This is a genomic window from Pseudomonadota bacterium (assembly GCA_016711215.1).
In the GTDB taxonomy this organism is placed as follows: Bacteria; Myxococcota_A; Polyangia.
This window is the reverse complement of sequence record JADJTL010000002.1, coordinates 818,180-834,402: the sequence shown is the minus strand read 5'-3', so window position 1 is coordinate 834,402 and position 16,223 is coordinate 818,180. Positions and strand designations below refer to the sequence as shown.

General features: G+C 71.6%; 13 protein-coding genes and 2 pseudogenes. 11 read left to right on the top strand and 4 right to left on the bottom strand.

Annotation, left to right across the window (positions count from 1 at the left end):
- Nucleotides 1–57 precede the first annotated feature (57 nt).
- From IPL40_08435 to IPL40_08425, 3 genes are all read left to right on the top strand, one after another.
- Nucleotides 58–1,320 (top strand): hypothetical protein, encoded by a 1,263-nt coding sequence (locus IPL40_08435; GenBank protein ID MBK8481188.1) that lies wholly within the window; start codon nucleotides 58–60, stop codon nucleotides 1,318–1,320.
- A gap of 6 nt (nucleotides 1,321–1,326) precedes the next feature.
- Nucleotides 1,327–2,865 carry a cysteine--tRNA ligase gene (locus IPL40_08430; protein ID MBK8481187.1) on the top strand — a complete coding sequence of 513 codons (1,539 nt, stop codon included), beginning with the start codon at nucleotides 1,327–1,329 and terminating at the stop codon, nucleotides 2,863–2,865.
- Between the two features lie 172 nt (nucleotides 2,866–3,037).
- A complete protein-coding gene (locus IPL40_08425) occupies nucleotides 3,038–5,374 on the top strand; it encodes a sulfatase (protein ID MBK8481186.1) in 2,337 nt (778 codons plus the stop codon).
- A gap of 64 nt (nucleotides 5,375–5,438) precedes the next feature.
- On the opposite strand, the gene IPL40_08420 is transcribed toward IPL40_08425, so the two are convergent.
- Nucleotides 5,439–7,061 carry a PilZ domain-containing protein gene (locus tag IPL40_08420; GenBank protein ID MBK8481185.1) on the bottom strand — a complete coding sequence of 541 codons (1,623 nt, stop codon included), beginning with the start codon at nucleotides 7,059–7,061 and terminating at the stop codon, nucleotides 5,439–5,441.
- 155 nt (nucleotides 7,062–7,216) lie between these two features.
- On the opposite strand from IPL40_08420, the gene IPL40_08415 reads away from it, so the two are divergent.
- Nucleotides 7,217–7,792 carry a PEGA domain-containing protein gene (locus tag IPL40_08415; GenBank protein MBK8481184.1) on the top strand — a complete coding sequence of 192 codons (576 nt, stop codon included), beginning with the start codon at nucleotides 7,217–7,219 and terminating at the stop codon, nucleotides 7,790–7,792.
- Nucleotides 7,793–8,024: 232 nt separating this feature from the next.
- A complete protein-coding gene (locus tag IPL40_08410) occupies nucleotides 8,025–8,255 on the top strand; it encodes a hypothetical protein (protein ID MBK8481183.1) in 231 nt (76 codons plus the stop codon).
- Between the two features lie 89 nt (nucleotides 8,256–8,344).
- On the opposite strand, the gene IPL40_08405 is transcribed toward IPL40_08410, so the two are convergent.
- The 3 genes from IPL40_08405 to IPL40_08395 form a co-directional block, all read right to left on the bottom strand.
- Complete coding sequence (locus tag IPL40_08405) at nucleotides 8,345–8,725, bottom strand: response regulator (GenBank protein ID MBK8481182.1); 381 nt, start codon at nucleotides 8,723–8,725, stop codon at nucleotides 8,345–8,347.
- Nucleotides 8,726–8,878: 153 nt separating this feature from the next.
- On the bottom strand, nucleotides 8,879–9,079 hold the full coding sequence (locus IPL40_08400; protein MBK8481181.1) for a hypothetical protein: 201 nt from the start codon (nucleotides 9,077–9,079) through the stop codon (nucleotides 8,879–8,881).
- Nucleotides 9,080–9,178: 99 nt separating this feature from the next.
- Nucleotides 9,179–9,871, bottom strand: coding sequence for a FliA/WhiG family RNA polymerase sigma factor (locus IPL40_08395; GenBank protein ID MBK8481180.1), 693 nt, complete (start codon nucleotides 9,869–9,871; stop codon nucleotides 9,179–9,181).
- A gap of 408 nt (nucleotides 9,872–10,279) precedes the next feature.
- On the opposite strand from IPL40_08395, the gene IPL40_08390 reads away from it, so the two are divergent.
- The 6 genes and pseudogenes from IPL40_08390 (at nucleotide 10,280) to IPL40_08365 (ending at nucleotide 16,206) form a co-directional block, all read left to right on the top strand.
- Complete coding sequence (locus IPL40_08390) at nucleotides 10,280–11,713, top strand: sigma-54-dependent Fis family transcriptional regulator (protein ID MBK8481179.1); 1,434 nt, start codon at nucleotides 10,280–10,282, stop codon at nucleotides 11,711–11,713.
- A 109-nt stretch (nucleotides 11,714–11,822) separates the two neighbouring features.
- A pseudogene (locus tag IPL40_08385) lies at nucleotides 11,823–12,583 on the top strand (ComF family protein).
- An 81-nt stretch (nucleotides 12,584–12,664) separates the two neighbouring features.
- Nucleotides 12,665–13,150, top strand: a complete 486-nt coding sequence (gene smpB, locus IPL40_08380; GenBank protein ID MBK8481178.1) for an SsrA-binding protein SmpB — start codon at nucleotides 12,665–12,667, stop codon at nucleotides 13,148–13,150.
- Nucleotides 13,151–13,419: 269 nt separating this feature from the next.
- Nucleotides 13,420–13,788, top strand: a pseudogene (locus tag IPL40_08375) (UDP-N-acetylmuramoyl-L-alanyl-D-glutamate--2,6-diaminopimelate ligase).
- The gene (gene murE / locus IPL40_08370) at nucleotides 13,760–14,770 is read left to right on the top strand and encodes a UDP-N-acetylmuramyl-tripeptide synthetase (protein ID MBK8481177.1); all 1,011 of its coding nucleotides are present in this window, start codon (nucleotides 13,760–13,762) and stop codon (nucleotides 14,768–14,770) included. Before IPL40_08375 ends, murE begins: the two are co-directional and overlap by 29 nt.
- Nucleotides 14,767–16,206, top strand: coding sequence for a UDP-N-acetylmuramoyl-tripeptide--D-alanyl-D-alanine ligase (locus IPL40_08365; protein ID MBK8481176.1), 1,440 nt, complete (start codon nucleotides 14,767–14,769; stop codon nucleotides 16,204–16,206). Before murE ends, IPL40_08365 begins: the two co-directional genes overlap by 4 nt.
- Nucleotides 16,207–16,223 lie beyond the last annotated feature (17 nt).

The following is a 16,223-nucleotide window of genomic DNA, read 5'->3' as shown; positions in this document are numbered from 1 at the left end:
ACCGAGCGGCGCCGCGAGATCCGACGCGGGGCCTCCCCTGAACCGCTAGAGCGTGAGATGTCTGCCGAACAGCAGCAACCCCCCTCTCCCCGCGCAGCGGCGCCGGTCGACCCGCCCCAGCGGGCGGGCGACGCGTCAGGCCAGCGCACGGTCGACGAGGCCGTCGAGCGGCTGAGCTTTGGGCGGCGGTCTGGTCGCCATCCCCTCGTCAGCGTGGCCGTGATCGCGCTCTCCCTCTACCTGACGGCCCATAACTGGCATGAACTGCGCTACTTCTTCGCGGCACGCACCGCCGTCGACCTCGGCGAGGCCCGCGCGGCGGCGCGCCGCCCGAGCGCCAACCTGATGGCGCTCGCTGATCACCACGTGCGGGTCGAGGGCGTCCCCGACCGCAAGCACGCGCTGCTGCTGGAGGGCAGGTTCGGCGGCCAAGAACACTTCTATCGGCTGATGGGCGCCGACGATCGGCTCTTCGCGCACTGGTCGCGGGCGCCAGCAAGCGCGACGGCGGGCGAGGCGAAGAGCCTGCCGGGGGTCCACGTCGGGCGCCTCGTGCCGCTCGACCGATTGGGCTACGCGAGCGCGGTCCGCGACTACCTGGCGCGCTCGATGTCGGTGGCGCACGACTTCGACTTTGGCCCGCTGCAGGCGGCGAGCACGGGCGGCAAGGCGGCCGCAGTCGATCGCCAGGGGCGCAGCGTCGCGCTCACGGCCGGCATGGTGTTTTGGATCAACGTGGCCTTCGCGGACGAGTGGATCGTGCAGCTCCCGCGGCGCAGCTATGCCCGCGTCGAGGAGGCCGACGCCTTGCTCGCGCGCCTGGCGCTGCCGCATGTGCGCGACACGGAGCCCTCGACGACCGCCTGGCGCTACGTCGTGGTGGCACGTGGCGCCGAGCTCCAGCGGCTGCTGCAGGGGCTCCATGGCATTCCCACGGCCGGGGCCCTGCTGCGGCGCCAGATCGGCTATACCGCGCGCTGGGATCAGCTCCGCTGGGACGCGACGACGCTGACGCTGGCGCTCGAGGACGCGACGGCACCGCCGCGCTACGCACGCCGGCCCGCGGTCGCGGTCGGAGGGCCAGCGGAGCTGGTGCCCGTGCGCGGCCAGCCGCTGCGCTTCAGCCGCGACGAGCTGCTCTACCTGAGCACGAGCACGCCCTTCAGCGTGCCGGCGCGGGCGATGGTGGTGCTTGCCGGGGAGACGCCCGGCAAGCAGTGGCCCTACGCCCTGCTGCAGTTGCTGCTGCTGAGCTTCATCGCTGCCAATGCCTGGGTTCTGCTGCGAACCTACCGAGCCTCACACCGCCGCGGAGCCTGATCCACGATGCGCCTCTACGACACAGCCACCCGCACCAAGGTCGCCCTCGAGCCCCTCGAACCCGGCAAGCTCGGCATCTACGTCTGTGGCCCGACGGTCTACGATCTGTGCCACATCGGTCATGCTCGCTGCTACGTCGCCTTCGACGTGATCGTGCGCCACCTCCGCCAGCTCGGCCTCGCGGTGACCTACGTGCGCAACGTCACGGATATCGACGACAAGATCATTCGGCGAGCCCAGGAGCTCGGCGAGGAGCCGCTGGCCCTCGCGGGACGCTTCACCGACGCCTTCCACGAGGATATGCAGCGCCTCGGCAACCTGGAGCCCGACGTCGAGCCGACGGTCAGCGGACACCTGCCGGAGATCATCGCGCTGGTCGAGCGGCTCGTCGCCAGCGGCCATGCCTATGCGGTCGAGGGCGATGTCTACTTCGCGGTCGGGCAGTTCGAGGCCTACGGCGCGCTCTCGGCCCGCCAGCTCGATACGCTGCAGGCGGGCGCGCGCGTCGAGGTCGATCAGCGCAAGCGCAACCCGCTCGATTTCGCCCTCTGGAAGGCCGCCAAGCCCCTGGAACCCTCCTGGCCGAGCCCTTGGGGGCCTGGTCGGCCGGGCTGGCACATCGAGTGCTCGGCGATGAGCCAGCGCTACCTGGGCACGACCTTCGATCTCCATGGCGGCGGCATGGACCTGGTCTTTCCTCATCACGAGAATGAGCTGGCCCAATCACGCGCCAGCGGCGGCGCGCAGAGCTTCGCGCGCTACTGGCTGCACAATGGCTTCATCAACGTCCGCACGGCCGATCACGGCGAGGAGAAGATGTCCAAGTCGCTGGGCAACTTCTTCACCATCCGCGAGGTCTGCGCCCATCACGAGCCGGAGGCGCTGCGCCTCTTTCTCCTCGGCACGCACTACCGCCACCCGATCGCCTTCGAGATCAGCCCGCAGGGCGAGCGCGCGACCTTCCCCGGGCTCGAGGAGGCCGAGCGGCGGCTGAGCTACGCCTACCGCACCGTCCTCCGCGTGCGCAGCGCGCTGAGCGCCGCCGCGGACCAGGCGCCGGCAGGCGAGGGCCAGGGCGCCGGCGCCGCGCTGCCGCCGGCAGATACCTTCGTCGAGCGCCTGCACGCCGCGCTGGACGATGACTTCAACACCGCCGTGGCGCTCGGCCTCTTGGCCGAGCTGCTGGCCCAGGCCAACAAGCTCCTCGATCAGTCCAAGGGAAAGGCGCGCGACGTCGTCAGGGCCACCCTGCGCGCCACCGACGCCGGACTCGTCGCGGTCGGCAACGCGCTCGGCCTGCTCGGCGACGACCCGCAGGCCTTCCTGCAGCGGCGACGCGACAAGCTCTGTCTGGCCCGTGGCCTCGATGCGGCGCAGGTGGAGGCGATGATCGCCGCGCGCGGCAGCGCGCGCCAGGCCAGGGAGTTTCAGCAAGCCGATGCGCTCCGCGCGGAGCTGAGCGCGTTGGGCGTCGAGCTGATGGACCGCCCGAACGGCACGACCGAGTGGGCCGTGCGCGAGGAGCTCGCGTCGACCACGCCCTGAGGGCATCCGCAGGGCGCCAGGCAGCCGCGGTGCAGAGCCCCCGAGGAGCTGCCCCGCGCCATACGGACCGAAGCGCCACGCCCCAGACAGCCCAAGCAGCCCAGACAGCCCAAGCAGTGCAGACAGCCCAAGCAGTGCAGACAGCCCAAACAGCCCAAACAACGAGTCGAGCATGAATCGCATCTTCCTCGCCCCACCGCGCAAGAGCGCCGGCATCGTCGCGCTGATCGGCATCGTCGGCATGTTGGTCGCCACCGCCTCCGCCTGCTCGAAGCGGCCGTCGCTGGAGGGCGGCGAAGCGCTTGCCGCGACGGCGAGCGGCGCCGCTCTCGCGGCCCGGCCCGCGCCGACGCGCCCCGCGGGGCCCTCGCATGACGTCTTCTCCCTGGCGGACAACCGCCTGCTCGCGCATCTGATCTGGCAGGATGGTCTGGCGGTCCTGGCCGGCCAGCCGGGCATCGCGAAGTACCTCGCCTTCGGCCGGCCCTGGCGCACCTGGACGATCAACGCGCGCCATGAGGGACACGCCGTGGCCGTGGCGACGCGCAGCACGAGCTGGCTGGTCCTGCCCTTGAGCGCTGAGCAGGCGAGCGGCGCGGGCGCGGCTCGTACCCTGAGCTTGCAGCTCTTCAGCCCCAGTGATCAGGGGCTGCGTGTCAAGCTCAACGAAAACGTGCTGCCGCTGACGGCGCTCAAGCGAGGCTGGCAGCGCCTCGCCCTCGCCCTGCCCGCTGGCGTGCTTCGCAGCGGCGAGAATCGCCTCGAGTTCGTCTGGGCCAAGCCCGGCCCGATCGCCGGCGAGGCGCGCGCCTACGCCGCGCTGGAATGGCTCCTGCTCGCGAAGGACGCGGCTCCCACGACTGGCGCTCCCGAGCTTTCGCGCAAGGGCGCGCTCTGGCTGCCGAGCGGCGGCGGCCTGGCGTATTACGTCTTTCCCTATGCCGGGACCCGGCTGCGCCTGCGCGTGGCCTCGACCGGTGCGGCGGACTGCGAGCTGCTCGTGCGCTACGCGGGCGAGCGCGGCAGCAGCGCCACGGGGCAACAGCGCTTCACGTTGCCCGGCGGGACTGCCCCGCAGAGCGAGCTCGAGGTCGCGCTGACGCCGATCAGCGAGCAGGTCGCGCGGCTCGAGCTGCGCGCCGGCGGCAGCGGCTGCGCCGGGCTGACCCTCGCCGATGCGGCGCTCGCGCGGGCCGAAGCGGCCCCCGTCGTCGCGCGCGGCCAGCCGCCGCGCAACGTCCTCTTTTGGATGATCGACAACGCCCGCTCGGATCGCTTCCGGCTCTACAACCCTCGCACGCGGGTCGAGACCCCGGTGATCGACGCGCTCGGCCGCGACGGCACCGTCTTCGAGCGCTCCTACATCGTCGGCACCGAGTCACGCGTCAGCCACGCCTCGCTCTGGACCGGCGTCTACCCCAAGCAGCACGATTTCATCGGCGCCAAGGCCCGGCTGAGCCTGGCCTGGAAGACGCTGCCCGAGCTCGTGCGAGCCACCGGGCGGCGTACCGTCGCCTGGACCGCCAATGGCAACATCAGCGAGTTCTGGGGCTTTGGCGAGGGTTGGGACTTCTTTCGCAACACGCTGCATAAGGGTGGCGGTCTGACGGCGGTGGACCTCGCCGACCACGCAATCGACTACATCCGCAAGCAGGGCGATCAGCCCTTCCTGCTCTATCTCGGCACGATCGACCCGCATGTCTCGTGGCGTGGTCGGCAGCCCTGGCTCGATCGCTACGATCCCCACCCCTACCAGGGCAAATACACCACCAACATGATGGGCCCCGAGTGGGATCGGCTGGCCGCCAATCCCGAGCGTGTCTCGGCCCGTGACCGCCAGCGCATCGCCGCGATCTACGACAGCACGATTTCGTACAACGACCAGCAGCTCGGCCGCGTGCTGCAGGCGCTGACCGAGCGCGGCATCGCCGAGCAGACGATGGTCGTGATCACCGCCGACCACGGCGAGGAGCTATGGGAGCTCGGCCGCATCGGTCACGGCGGCTCGCTTCGCGACACGGTCGTCCAGGTGCCGCTGATCGTGCACTACCCGCCGCTCTTCGGTCGCGGGGTGCGCGTGCGTGAGGGCGCCGAGGTTGCCGGCGCGCTGGCGACGATCGTCGACGCGCTGGACGGCAAGGTTCCCGAGGCCGTCCAGGTCGCCTCGCTGCTGCCGCTGAGCCAGGGGGTGGGTCGCGGATATCCGCGACCAGGTTTCGCGTCGCAGTACGAGCTGGCGCACGTGCTGCGCCTCGAAAACTATAAGGTCTGGGTTGGTGGCAAGGGCGAGCCGCGGCTCTTCGACCTCAGCCAACCGAGCGGCGAGCGCACCGACGTCGCGGCTGGCCACCCGCTGGCGACGCGTTGGCTCACCGACGCCCTGGGCACGCTGCTGACCTACCAGGATCGCTGGCGCCAGAGCCGCTGGGGCGTGGCCTCGAACCATCTAGCCGCCCTGCCGGACGATCTCGAGCAGGGTCGCGCCCCGGCGCCGGTCAGCTCGCGTTAGCAGGGGCGTCGCGGGTCGCGCGCCGCGTCGCGACGGGCGAGGGCGCTCAGCCCTGAGACGGCCGCTAGCGTCGAGCGCTCGCGCCATCGGATAGCGGCTCGGGCAGCCTCGCAGTCGGCTCATCGAGCAGCGTCACCCGCACGCGCCGCGGCTCGATCGCCACACTGTAGCGCTGGTCGCGCTTGGCGAAGAGGAAGCGGAGCTGCAGCCCCTGATCGTGGGGCCGCACCCAGAGCAAGCGAAACCCGTCGGCTGAGGGGAGCTGGTAGTCCGCGAAGGGCAAGGCCGGCCGCGCCCGCGGCAGCTTGACCACGACGCCCTCGGGCCGCGCAAGCGGGTAATGCGTGGCTCCGGCGATTGAGCCGGCGATGGCCACGCTGAGCACCGCGCCGGCGCGCGTCTGGATGACCTGCGGCCCAGCCGCGGCGACTGCGGTGGCGGCACGCGGGCGGGCGGCGGGGGGTTGGGTGGTAGCGGGTGCCCGATGCGCGACCGCGCGTGATGGCGGCGCCGGTGGCCGGCTTGGCGCGGCGGCAGCGGCGCGCACAGGCACGGCCGGCGTCGCCCCGACGGCCCGTGGCGGCGTGACGGCCTGCCGCGGCGCGGCCGGAGCGACCCGTGCCGGCGCCGCGACCGCGGCGCGTGCCGGCGCCGCTGGATCGAGCTCCATCGCTGGATCCGGCAGCTCCGGATCAGGCTGCATCACCACGACCGGCGCGGTGGCTGGGGCCTGGGCGAGGCGGGCCCAGAGGCCGGTGTAGAGCGTCGTCGCGACCGCGACCGCCGCCATCGCCAGCGCCGCCACCCAGAGCCAGGGACGGCCCCAACGCTGCGGTCGCTCGCCCCAGAACTGAGCGTTGGCCGCCAGCGCTTGACTGTCGAGCTGCGTGTCCGAGCCAGTGCCGCTGAGCGACCAATGCGAAGGGTCTTCCGTCAGCAGGTCGGGCCCCGCGCCCCACGATGACGACGCAACCTCCTCCGCCGGCATCCCCGCGTCCGGCCGCCCCGGCGCCGTGGGCTCGGCCGAAGCAAACTCGAGCTCGATCGGCGCGTCGAGCTCGGTCGCCCACGCGGAGGGAGGCGCGGTGTCGCGCGCGGGCGGCAGCGCCACGCGGATCTCCAAGCAAGGCGCAGCGTCGGACGCGCGCTGCAGCAGCGCGGCCTGCCGCACGAGGGCCTGGACCGGCTCCGTCCCGGCTCCGCCCAGCGCCAGACGCAGCTGCGCCTGCGGCCGCAGGAAGGGCAGCCAGGTGCGCAGCAGGCCGCCCTCCGCCTCGGGCACCCACTCGGCAGCCACGGGCTCGGCCATGCCTTCGAACCACACCTCGCTCAGCTCCGGCTTGACCAGGTCGCCCTGACCGAGTCCCAGCAGGGTGGCGCCGCGCACCGTGTAGCCCTCGAGAAAGGCGATCCCCATCCCCTGCTCGCTGCGCTTCGGGCTCTGTCGCTGCCAGGCCACCCGGCCGCGCACGCTGATGGGATCGTCGGCCTGGAAGGCCAGGTCGCAGGTCACTTCGGTGCCCACGTCGAAGAGCTCAGCGGCGGTGATAAAGACGCCGTGCGGGCTGATGTTGAGCGCCTGCCCCACCACTGCCTCGTCCAGCGCACCGGCCATCCGCGCGAGCGTGCCTGGGCAGGCCCGACGCGGGTGTGAACGTGCCTCGAGATACTCCACCATCACCTCCACGAGCGCTCGCCAGGGCGCAGAACCTCTTATCTAGGAGCAGGCGCCCTGCAGGGGCAAGTTTCGCCACAACCAGGTCTTGCGCTGCGGCGGGCGCCGACAGAATTGACAGCGTCCGGGCCGCTGTGATCGAATGCCGCGTGCGCTGCCGAGCAATAATGCGTTACGGCTGGATCGCGGGCTGCGGCCTGCTCACCATGGCCCTCGGCTGCGCGCCCAGCCTGCCGCGCCCGGCGACCGTGGCGCGCGGCGTCCGACCAAGGGCGACAGGCAGCGCGGCAGAGGCCATGCCCGTCGAGCCGGCGACCGCGGCAGACCAACGCGTTCCCGACGGGGCCTCGTCGCCGCCGCCACCAGCGGCGCTCGCGGCGGCGACGTCCCGACCCAGTGTGTTTTCGCCGCCGGCTGCCGACGATCCCTTCGCCGCGCTTCGGCCGGTCGCCCTGCCGGAGTCGCTGCCGCCGCCACCGAGCGTCCGGCCGCGCGAGGCCGCGGAAGGTGCGGCCCTGCGGCAGCGCATCGTCGTGCGCGTGATGACCGTGCCCAGAGGTGCCGAGGTGCATCATCACCGCCGGCTGCTCGGAACGACGCCGCTGACCCTCGAGCTGGCGCAACCGGGGACGCCGCTCGATCTCGTGCTGACGCGAGCGGGCTACATGCTGCTGCGCACCCGCATCGAGCAGCGCGAATCGCGCAACTACACCTTCGAGCTGACGCCGGGGAAGCTGCAGTGAGACCGTCTCTCCGCCCAGAGCAGGGGAGCATCCGACGCCGGAAGTCTGCGGCAAGAAGTGCCTAGATCACCCTCTAGATGCCAGAATTCGGCATCCTGCGGAGAAAAGCGCTTGACATGGTCGCGCTTATGCTCGAAAAGTTTTTGTTCATTGCACTGGTTTTACTGTTGCTGAAGCATGCGATTGGCTAATCGTTGCTGAGGCAGCTGACTACGCTGAGGAGGGCGTACCGATGGCAAAGGCGAAGAAGAAGGCAGCAGCGGCCCCCAAGAAGGCCAAGAAGACCGAGCGTGAAGTCCTAGTCGTGGCCAGCAAGGTCAAGGACTACATCAAGTCCCAGGAGCTGCAGAGCAGCTCGGAAGTCGTTCCCGCGCTGAGCGAGAAGATCTACTCGCTGCTCGACGCCGCGATGGAGCGCACGCGCACGAACAACCGCGCGACCGTCCGCCCGCACGATCTGTAGTCGCTGTACTCGGCCGCCATGCGGTGGTCCGGGACCACCGCATGGTCCGAGCCTTGCCCAGCGCAGTCCGCCCCCGACAAAACCAGCCTTTAGGCGGCGAGGAGCTCGCGCACGGCGCGCAGGAGCGTCTCCTGCGTGAAGGGCTTTTCGAGGAACTGCGCACCGGCCGGGAGACCCTCGATCGCCTCCAGTGGAGAGCCACAGAGGAAGAGCGTTCGCAGCGCCGGCTGCATCGCGGTCGCGCGCCGCGCGAGCTCGAGACCGTCCATCCCCGGCATGTTGATGTCACTGACCAGCAGCGAGATCCGCGACCCCGACTCAGCCAACAAGGCGAGGGCCTGCTCCGGCCCGGCCGCGACCACCACTCGGTAACCCGCGGCCCCGAGCAGGCGGCTCACCGCCGTACGAATCAGCGGCTCGTCGTCGACCAACATGATCGCCGGTGAGGTCTGCGGAGTGCTTGGCTGCATTTCAGTTTGGCGTCATCCACGACTCGGCGACGGCAGCAGCGCGGCGCCGTGCCACGCGCTCGTCGCTGGGCAACACCGACTCAGCCTAGCACCACCGCCGCGGTCGCCGAAGTATGTCGGTCAGCGCTGCGCGCCGCCGCCCGCAGGCCAGCGTCAGCTCGGGCAGGGCAGGTGCCGCCGAGCGACGGCCCAACCCGACCGACCCAGCGCGCGCTGGGTCGCCTGGCGCAGGGAGGGCTCGGCGCGTAGTAGGACCGCCGCCAGCAGCTCGGGGTCGATCCGCTCTCGCGTCAGGCTCGAGGGCGCCGCCTCTGGCTCGTTGCTCGCTCGCCGCTGGGACTTGCGCCGGCTCATGGCGGGATCATCGACGGTAGCCGCCCAGCGTTTAGCAGCCAGCGCCGCCGGGCATCGGGATGGGCACATGGACGGGAAGGCGCGGCCGGCGCCAAGGGCTCAGGCCGCGATCGCCGCCGCCTGCTCCCCCTCGACCTCGCGGCGCAGGCTCTCGACCGCCTCGGAGCGAATCTGGCAGACGCGCGAGGGCGTAACGCCGAGCATCGCCGCGATCTCGCGCAGGGGCAGCTCTTCGTAATAGTAGAGCCAGAGGACGAGCGCCTGGCGCTCGGGGAGCGCGCGGATACAGTCCGCCAAGAGCTGGCGCGATTGGGTCTCGCAGGCCTGCTCGTAGGGATTCGCGGCCTCATCGAGCAGCTCGAGCTGCTCCGCCGAGACCATGCGCGCCGACTTCAGCCGCAGCTGCAGCGCCCAATAGGCCTCGAGATCGAGGCCGAGATGGTCGGCGATCTCTTCGTCGGCGACCTCGCGACCGCGTGCTGCGCAAAGCTGCTCGACCGAGCGCTGGAGCTTCTTCGATTCGATGCGCGCATCGCGCGACATGATGTCGCGGTGGCGTAGCTCGTCCATGATCGCACCGCGAATGCGCGACTCCGCGTAACCACGGAAGGTTTCCGCGCGCTCCGGATCAAAGCGCGTCAGCGCGCCGGCCAGCCCGAGGGCACCGGCCGCCACGAGATCGTCGAGGCCGACGTGCATCGGTACGCGGCGGGCGATCTGCGTCGCGACGTCGTTCACCAGCGGCATCAGCTCGCGCGCCAGCTCGCTCCGTTGGACCGTCTGCATCGTCATCGTTGCCTCCGTCGGGGCCAAGTGGAGCAACGGACGTGCCATAATCCTGTTGTTTAGAAGTATCAGTGATTACATACGCCGTGATTGTCATTGCAGCGAGTTATGTGTCATAGATGACCCAGGCCGGGAACCGATAATTCAGTTCATTATCCTGTAACTATTGTTCATTTAAGACGTGTCGAAATTGACACCCTTTGTCAGATGAAGTGAAATAGTGGCTGGAGAGCTGGAACAAAGGCGCAAGCTCACGGAATACGTATGGTTTGCTGTGTCAGCGACCATACGCGCCAGACGGTCGTAGATGACAAAAAATGTTTTGGGCCACAGGACACTCATTGAACTCGACGCATCAGACCTCCGCGCTCGGCGCCCCGCCCGCGGGAGGGACGAGGGGAGCGCGCAAGCTCGATGGCTGAAGGCCCAACCCCAGGCGACCTACTGCCAGGCGCGGCCTCGCCAGGCGCGGTGTTGCCGGTCGATGTCTTGGTCGTCGACGACGATCCTGCGGTGCTGCGGGCCTGGCGCAGCATCCTGCGCGACCCGCACTACCGGCTGACGCTGCTCGCCGATCCGCTCGAGGCCGCTGCGCGACTGGCCGAGCTGCGGATCGACGTAGCCGTAATCGACCTGCGGATGCCGCGGCTTGATGGCCTGGAGCTGCTTGGCCGCATCAAGACGGAGCGGCCCGAGGTCGAGGTCGTGATGATGACTGGCGCCGGCACCGTGGCCGATGCCGTCCAGGCCATCAAGCGCGGTGCCTTCGACTTCCTCAGCAAGCCCTTCGCCGGCAACGAGGCCGCCGAGCTCACCGTGCGGCGCGCGGCCGAGCTGCACCGTCGCGAGCGCCGCCTGGCTCAGCTCGAGCGCGAGGTCCAGGGTGACGCGCTCCACCGCATCGTCGGCCAGAGCCCGCAGATCCTCCAGGTCGCGGCGCTGATACGCAGCGTGGCGGCGAGTCCTGCCACCGTGCTGATCACCGGCGAGAGCGGCACCGGCAAGCAGCTCGTTGCGCTGGCGATTCACGCGCTGAGCCCACGCGCCGCCAAGCCACTGGTCCAGCTCAACTGCGGGGCGCTGGCCGAAACCCTGCTCGAGAGCGAGCTCTTTGGGCATAGCAAGGGCGCCTTCACCGGCGCGACCGCCGACCATCCCGGCCTCTTCGTCGCCGCCGACCAGGGATCGATCTTTCTCGACGAAGTGGGCGACATCTCTCCCGCGATGCAGGCCAAGCTGTTGCGCACGCTGCAAGAGGGCGAAGTGCGGCCGGTGGGCGCGATCCGGACGCGCCTCGTCGATGTGCGGGTGATCGCGGCCACCAACCGCAACCTCGAGCGGGAGGCCCAGCAGGGCCGCTTCCGCGAGGACCTCTTCTACCGGCTCAACGTCGTGCGGATCGAGGTCCCACCGCTCCGCGAGCGCGGGGAGGATGTGCTGCTCCTCGCCGAGCACCTGCTGCGCAAGCACGCCCAGCGCATGGGCCGACGCCTCGAGGGCTTCGAGCCGCCGGCGATGCGGGCGCTGGAGCAGTACGCCTGGCCGGGCAACGTCCGTCAGCTCGAGAACGCCGTCGAGCGCGCCGTGGTGCTCGCGCGCGGCAGCAGCATCACGCTCGCTGACCTTCCGGCCCAGATCAGCGGCGCCGCGCCGAGCAAGGCGAGCGTCGCGCCCGAGCTGCTCGACCTACCCTTCCCCGCGGCCAAGCGGCAGGCGGTGGCGCACTTCGAGCGCAGCTACCTGACCCAGCTGCTGGCGCGTCATGACAGCGTCTCGGAGGCCGCGCGTAGCGCCGGTCTAAACCGCTCCAACCTCCGCCGGCTCCTGCGCCGCCATCAACTCGGCTGAGCGCCGAACCGGAGAAGCTCAGTCCGCGGCCTCGCTGGGTCGATCGGTGCGCCGCGCAGCAAGCGACCATGGACGCAACAGGGCGAGCCGCGGGGCCGAGAACGCCACCATGTCGGCAGAAGGAGCGGGGCGCCCTTGGCGCTCGAGGTGGGGAGGCTTCGGCAGGGGGCTCGGCGAGGCGCTGCTCGAGCTGCTGCTGCCCACGCGCTGCGTCGGCTGCGCCAGCATCGTCGGCGCGCGCGACCTGCTCTGCCCCGCCTGCGCTCCAGCGCTCGTCGCTGTCGAGCGGGCCTGCCGCTGCTGCGGTGCCCCCGAGACAGCAGGCGCCTTCTGCGGGCCCTGCCTGCGCTCCCGACCGCCCTACCGGCGCGCGCGGGCGCGGTGGCTCTACGGCGGACCGCTGGCGCGGGCAATCCGGCGGCTCAAGTATGGCGGGGCGGCCGAGCTGATTCGGCCGCTCGGGCTGCTGCTGCCGCCGCTCGAGCTTCCCGCGGGGAAGCGTGCGGCGCGCGGTTGCTCGTGCTCCCGGTGCCGCTACACCGCACCCAACTCGTGCGCCGCGGTTACAACCAGGCCGCGTTGCTGGCCGCCGAGTGGGTCCGTCGCTGCCCCGCGGAGCTCGACTACCGCGCGCTGTGGCGCTCGCGCGCCACGCGCCCGCAGGTGGGGCTGGGGCGCGCCGCGCGCGAGCGCAACGTCGCCGACGCCTTCAGCGCCCGGCCCGAGCGGGTCGGCGGGCGAAACGTGCTCTTGATCGACGACGTCATCACCACCGGGGCGACCGCGGCCGCCTGCGCCCGGGCAGTCAGCGCCGCCGGCGCCGCCTCGGTCGAGGTGCTGGCGCTGGCCCGCGCCGAGAGCCCGCGCTGAGCGGCGAGCGCGGCCCGACAGAACCATCGCGTGGTCCCAGGGCGCCGGGGTGCTACAGTCCGCCCCCGCAGGGGCACGGCCATGGCGAAAGCGAGCAGTGGGGGCAAGGCGGGCGCGGGACGTAAGGTCATCGTGCGCAACAAGAAGGCCTTTCACGAGTACCTGATCTTCGACCGCTACGAGGCGGGCCTGATGCTCGTCGGCAGCGAGGTCAAGTCGCTGCGTGACGGGCGCGTCAACCTCGGCGACGCCTACGCCGAGATCCGCAACAGCGAGGTCTGGCTGGTCAACGCGCACATCGGCCCCTATCCGCAGGCCACGCACTTCAATCACGAGCCCCTGCGGCCGCGTAAGCTACTGCTCCACGCCGCCGAGATCGCGCGCTTGGAGACCAAGGTCCAGGAGCGCGGGTTTACGCTCGTGCCGCTCGAGCTCTACTTCAGCGACGGCCGCGCGAAGGTCGAGGTGGCGCTGGCCAAGGGCAAACAGCAGCATGACAAGCGCCATGCGGCGCGCGAGCGCGACGTGGCGCGCGAGCTGGCGCAAAGCCTCGGTCGCCGTCGCTGAGCGAGGTAGAGCTGCCGATGGACCGCGCGCCGCAGCCGAGTGCTCCACCGCTCCCGAGCCGCACGCTCGGCGAGCTGCTGCCGGAGGCCGCCGCCGGCGAGGCCGCCTGGGCCTCCCTGCCGGTCGCGGGGTTGGCTGACGACTCGCGCCGCCTTCGCCCCGGCGAGGTGTTCTTCGCGCTCCCCGGCCTGCGTCACGATGGCCTCGCCTACGCCAAGCAAGCGGCGGGGGCCGGCGCGGTAGCCGTCGTCGCGGGCACGCCCGCGGCGCTGCGCGGCGCCCAGGGCCAACTCGTGCCCTGCGTCGTCGTCGACGATCCAGCGCGCGCGCTCGGCCAGGCCGCCAGCCGCTGGCATCACCGACCCAGCACGCGCCTGGCGCTGGTTGGGATTACCGGCACCAACGGCAAGACGACGACGGCCTTCCTGCTCGAGGCGCTGCTGCGCCAGGCGGGCCACCGCCCCGGGCTGCTCGGCACCGTCTACTACCGCTGGGACGGCCATAGCGAGCCGGCGCCCTTGACCACGCCGACCGCCCCGGTGCTGCAGGAGGCGCTCGGCCGGATGGCAAGGGCCGGTTGCGACCACGCCGTGCTCGAGGTCTCCTCCCATGGCCTGGCGCAGGGGCGCCTCTGGGGGCGCTGCCTTCGCCGTGGCCGCCTTCACGCAGCTGACCCAGGATCATCTCGACCTGCACGGCACGATGCAGCGCTACTTCGAGGCCAAGCGGCAGCTCTTTCAGCAGCACCTGCGCCCGGGCGGCGCCGCCGTCATCCACCTCGACGGTCCCTGGGGCCAGACGATGGCCGACGCCGTGCGCGAGCGCGACGATCTGCGGCTGATCCGCTGCTCGCGCCACGACCGCCACGCCGAGGTCCGGCTGAGCGCGCTGAAGCTCGAGCTCAGCGGGCTGAGCGGCGTGCTGCACTTCGGCCCCGACGAGCAGCCCTTCCGCGTCCCGCTCCTCGGCGACTTCAACGCCGAGAATGTGCTGCTGGCCGCCGGCTGTGCGCACGCCCTCGGCCTCAGCCTGGCGCAGACCACGGCGGGACTCGGCGCGCTCGGCGGCGTGCCCGGTCGCCTCGAGCGCGTCGACGACGGCAGCGAGGAGCACGCGGTGCTCGTCGACTATGCCCACACGCCCGATGCCCTGGCGCGCGCGCTGGCCACGCTGCGCCTGCTCAAGCCGCGGCGACTGCTGCTGCTCTTCGGCTGCGGCGGCGAACGCGACCGTGGCAAGCGCCGGTTGATGGGTGAGGCGGCCGCTCGAGGGGCCGACCTGGTGATCGTCAGCACCGACAACCCGCGCGGCGAGGCGCCGGCGGCGATCGTCGAGGGCATCGTCGAGGGCTTGGCCAGCGCGGGCGCGACCGCCCTGACGCACCTCGCGCGCGCCGAGGGTCTCGGGCCGGTCTACTGGCTCGAACCCGATCGCGCGCGGGCGATCGCGGCGGCGACGGCGCTCCTCGGCCCCGGCGAGCTCCTGCTGATCGCCGGCAAGGGCCACGAGGATTACCAGCTGATCGGCGACCAGCGCCTGCCCTTCGATGATCGCCAGCACGCGCGGCTCGGCCTCGCCGCGCGCCAGCAGCGCAAGACCGGGGGCGCGTCGTGCGGATGACGATCGCGCAGGCTCTGGCGGCGACCGGTGGCGCGCTGATCGGGCCACAAAGGGCAACCACGGGCCTCTGCACCGCCGTCTCTACCGACAGTCGTAACGTCCCCAGGGGCGCGGCCTTCGTCGCGCTGCGCGGGGAGCAGGTCGACGGTCACAGCTTCTGGCCGCAGGCCGCGGCGGCGGGGGCGCCGCTGGTGCTGCTCGAGCGCCCACCCGCGGCCGAGCTGCTCGCCACGGCGCCCTGCGCGGTGCTGCTGGTCCCCGACACGCTGCGCGCGCTCGGCGCGTTGGCGCTGGCCTGGCGCCTGACCGTCGCCCCGCGCGTGATCGGGATCACCGGCTCGGTCGGCAAGACGACGACCAAGGAGCTAACGCAACAGATACTCGCGCTCGCCGGCCCGACGCACTACAACCGCGGCAACCTCAATAACCAGCTCGGCCTGCCCCTGACGCTGCTGGCGCTGCCCGAGGCCACCCGCTATCTGGTGGTCGAGATGGGGATGAGCACGCGCGGCGAGATCGCCTACCTCGCCAGCCTCGCGCGTCCCGACCTGGGCCTGATCACGGCGCTCGCGCCCGTCCACCTCGAGGGCCTCGGAACGATCGAGGCCATCGCCGCCGAGAAGGCTGCATTGCTCGACGCGCTCGGCCCCGAGGGCTGCGCGATCGTCCCCGACGACGAGCCGCTGCTCGACCCGCCGCTGCGCCGCTCGCTGGCCCGCCAGCGGCTTCGCTTTGGCAGCAGTCCCGGCGCCGACGCGCGCCTGCTGGCCACCGAGCCCGCGGGCGCCGCGGGGCAGAGGCTGACGCTCACGCTGCGCGGGGAGAGGCTCGAGCTGATGCTGCCCTTGGTTGGGCGCCACAACGCGCAGAACGCCAGCGCGGCGGCCTGCATCGCGCTCGCCCTCGGCATCGAGCACCGCCATATCATCGCCGGCTTGTCGCGGCCACCGGAGCTCGGCCACCGCAGTCGCGTGCGACGATTGGGGCCCCTGACGCTGCTGGACGACTGCTACAATGCCAGCCCGCTGGCGGTCCGAGCCGCGCTGACGGCGCTCGTCGAGCTGGCCCAGACGCAGCCGGCGGTGGCCGTGCTCGGGGAGATGCGCGAGCTCGGCGCCCAGGCCGAGGCGCTGCACGAGGAGGTGGGTCGAGCGGCAGCGCAGCTACCGCTCGCCGGGTTGGTCGTCGTCGGCGCTGCCGCCCGGGCGATCGCGGACGGGGCGCGCGCGGGGGGCCTGGCGCCGCAGCGCATCGTCGAGACCGACGATCCGGCGGCGGCTGCGCGGCGCGCGCTCGAGCTGCTGCCGCGAGCGGGCTGGATCTTGGTCAAGGCCTCGCGCGGCGCGCGGCTGGAGCGCGTCGTCGAGACGCTGCTCGAGCTGGCGCCAGCGACGGGCAGAGACGCGGCAGCGGATCGTCCGGCGCCGCAGCGCTGAAGCAGCTACGAAAAAGG

Excerpts from the sequence above, each read along its gene's own strand:
- IPL40_08435 (MBK8481188.1), top strand. The coding sequence starts at position 58 with ATGTCTGCCGAACAGCAGCAACCCCCCTCTCCCCGCGCAGCGGCGCCG.
- IPL40_08430 (MBK8481187.1), top strand. The coding sequence starts at position 1,327 with ATGCGCCTCTACGACACAGCCACCCGCACCAAGGTCGCCCTCGAGCCC.
- IPL40_08425 (MBK8481186.1), top strand. The coding sequence starts at position 3,038 with ATGAATCGCATCTTCCTCGCCCCACCGCGCAAGAGCGCCGGCATCGTC.
- IPL40_08415 (MBK8481184.1), top strand. The coding sequence starts at position 7,217 with ATGCGTTACGGCTGGATCGCGGGCTGCGGCCTGCTCACCATGGCCCTC.
- IPL40_08410 (MBK8481183.1), top strand. The coding sequence starts at position 8,025 with ATGGCAAAGGCGAAGAAGAAGGCAGCAGCGGCCCCCAAGAAGGCCAAG.
- IPL40_08405 (MBK8481182.1), bottom strand. The coding sequence starts at position 8,725 with ATGCAGCCAAGCACTCCGCAGACCTCACCGGCGATCATGTTGGTCGAC.
- IPL40_08400 (MBK8481181.1), bottom strand. The coding sequence starts at position 9,079 with ATGAGCCGGCGCAAGTCCCAGCGGCGAGCGAGCAACGAGCCAGAGGCG.
- IPL40_08395 (MBK8481180.1), bottom strand. The coding sequence starts at position 9,871 with ATGACGATGCAGACGGTCCAACGGAGCGAGCTGGCGCGCGAGCTGATG.
- IPL40_08390 (MBK8481179.1), top strand. The coding sequence starts at position 10,280 with ATGGCTGAAGGCCCAACCCCAGGCGACCTACTGCCAGGCGCGGCCTCG.
- smpB (MBK8481178.1), top strand. The coding sequence starts at position 12,665 with ATGGCGAAAGCGAGCAGTGGGGGCAAGGCGGGCGCGGGACGTAAGGTC.
- murE (MBK8481177.1), top strand. The coding sequence starts at position 13,760 with ATGGCCTGGCGCAGGGGCGCCTCTGGGGGCGCTGCCTTCGCCGTGGCC.
- IPL40_08365 (MBK8481176.1), top strand. The coding sequence starts at position 14,767 with ATGACGATCGCGCAGGCTCTGGCGGCGACCGGTGGCGCGCTGATCGGG.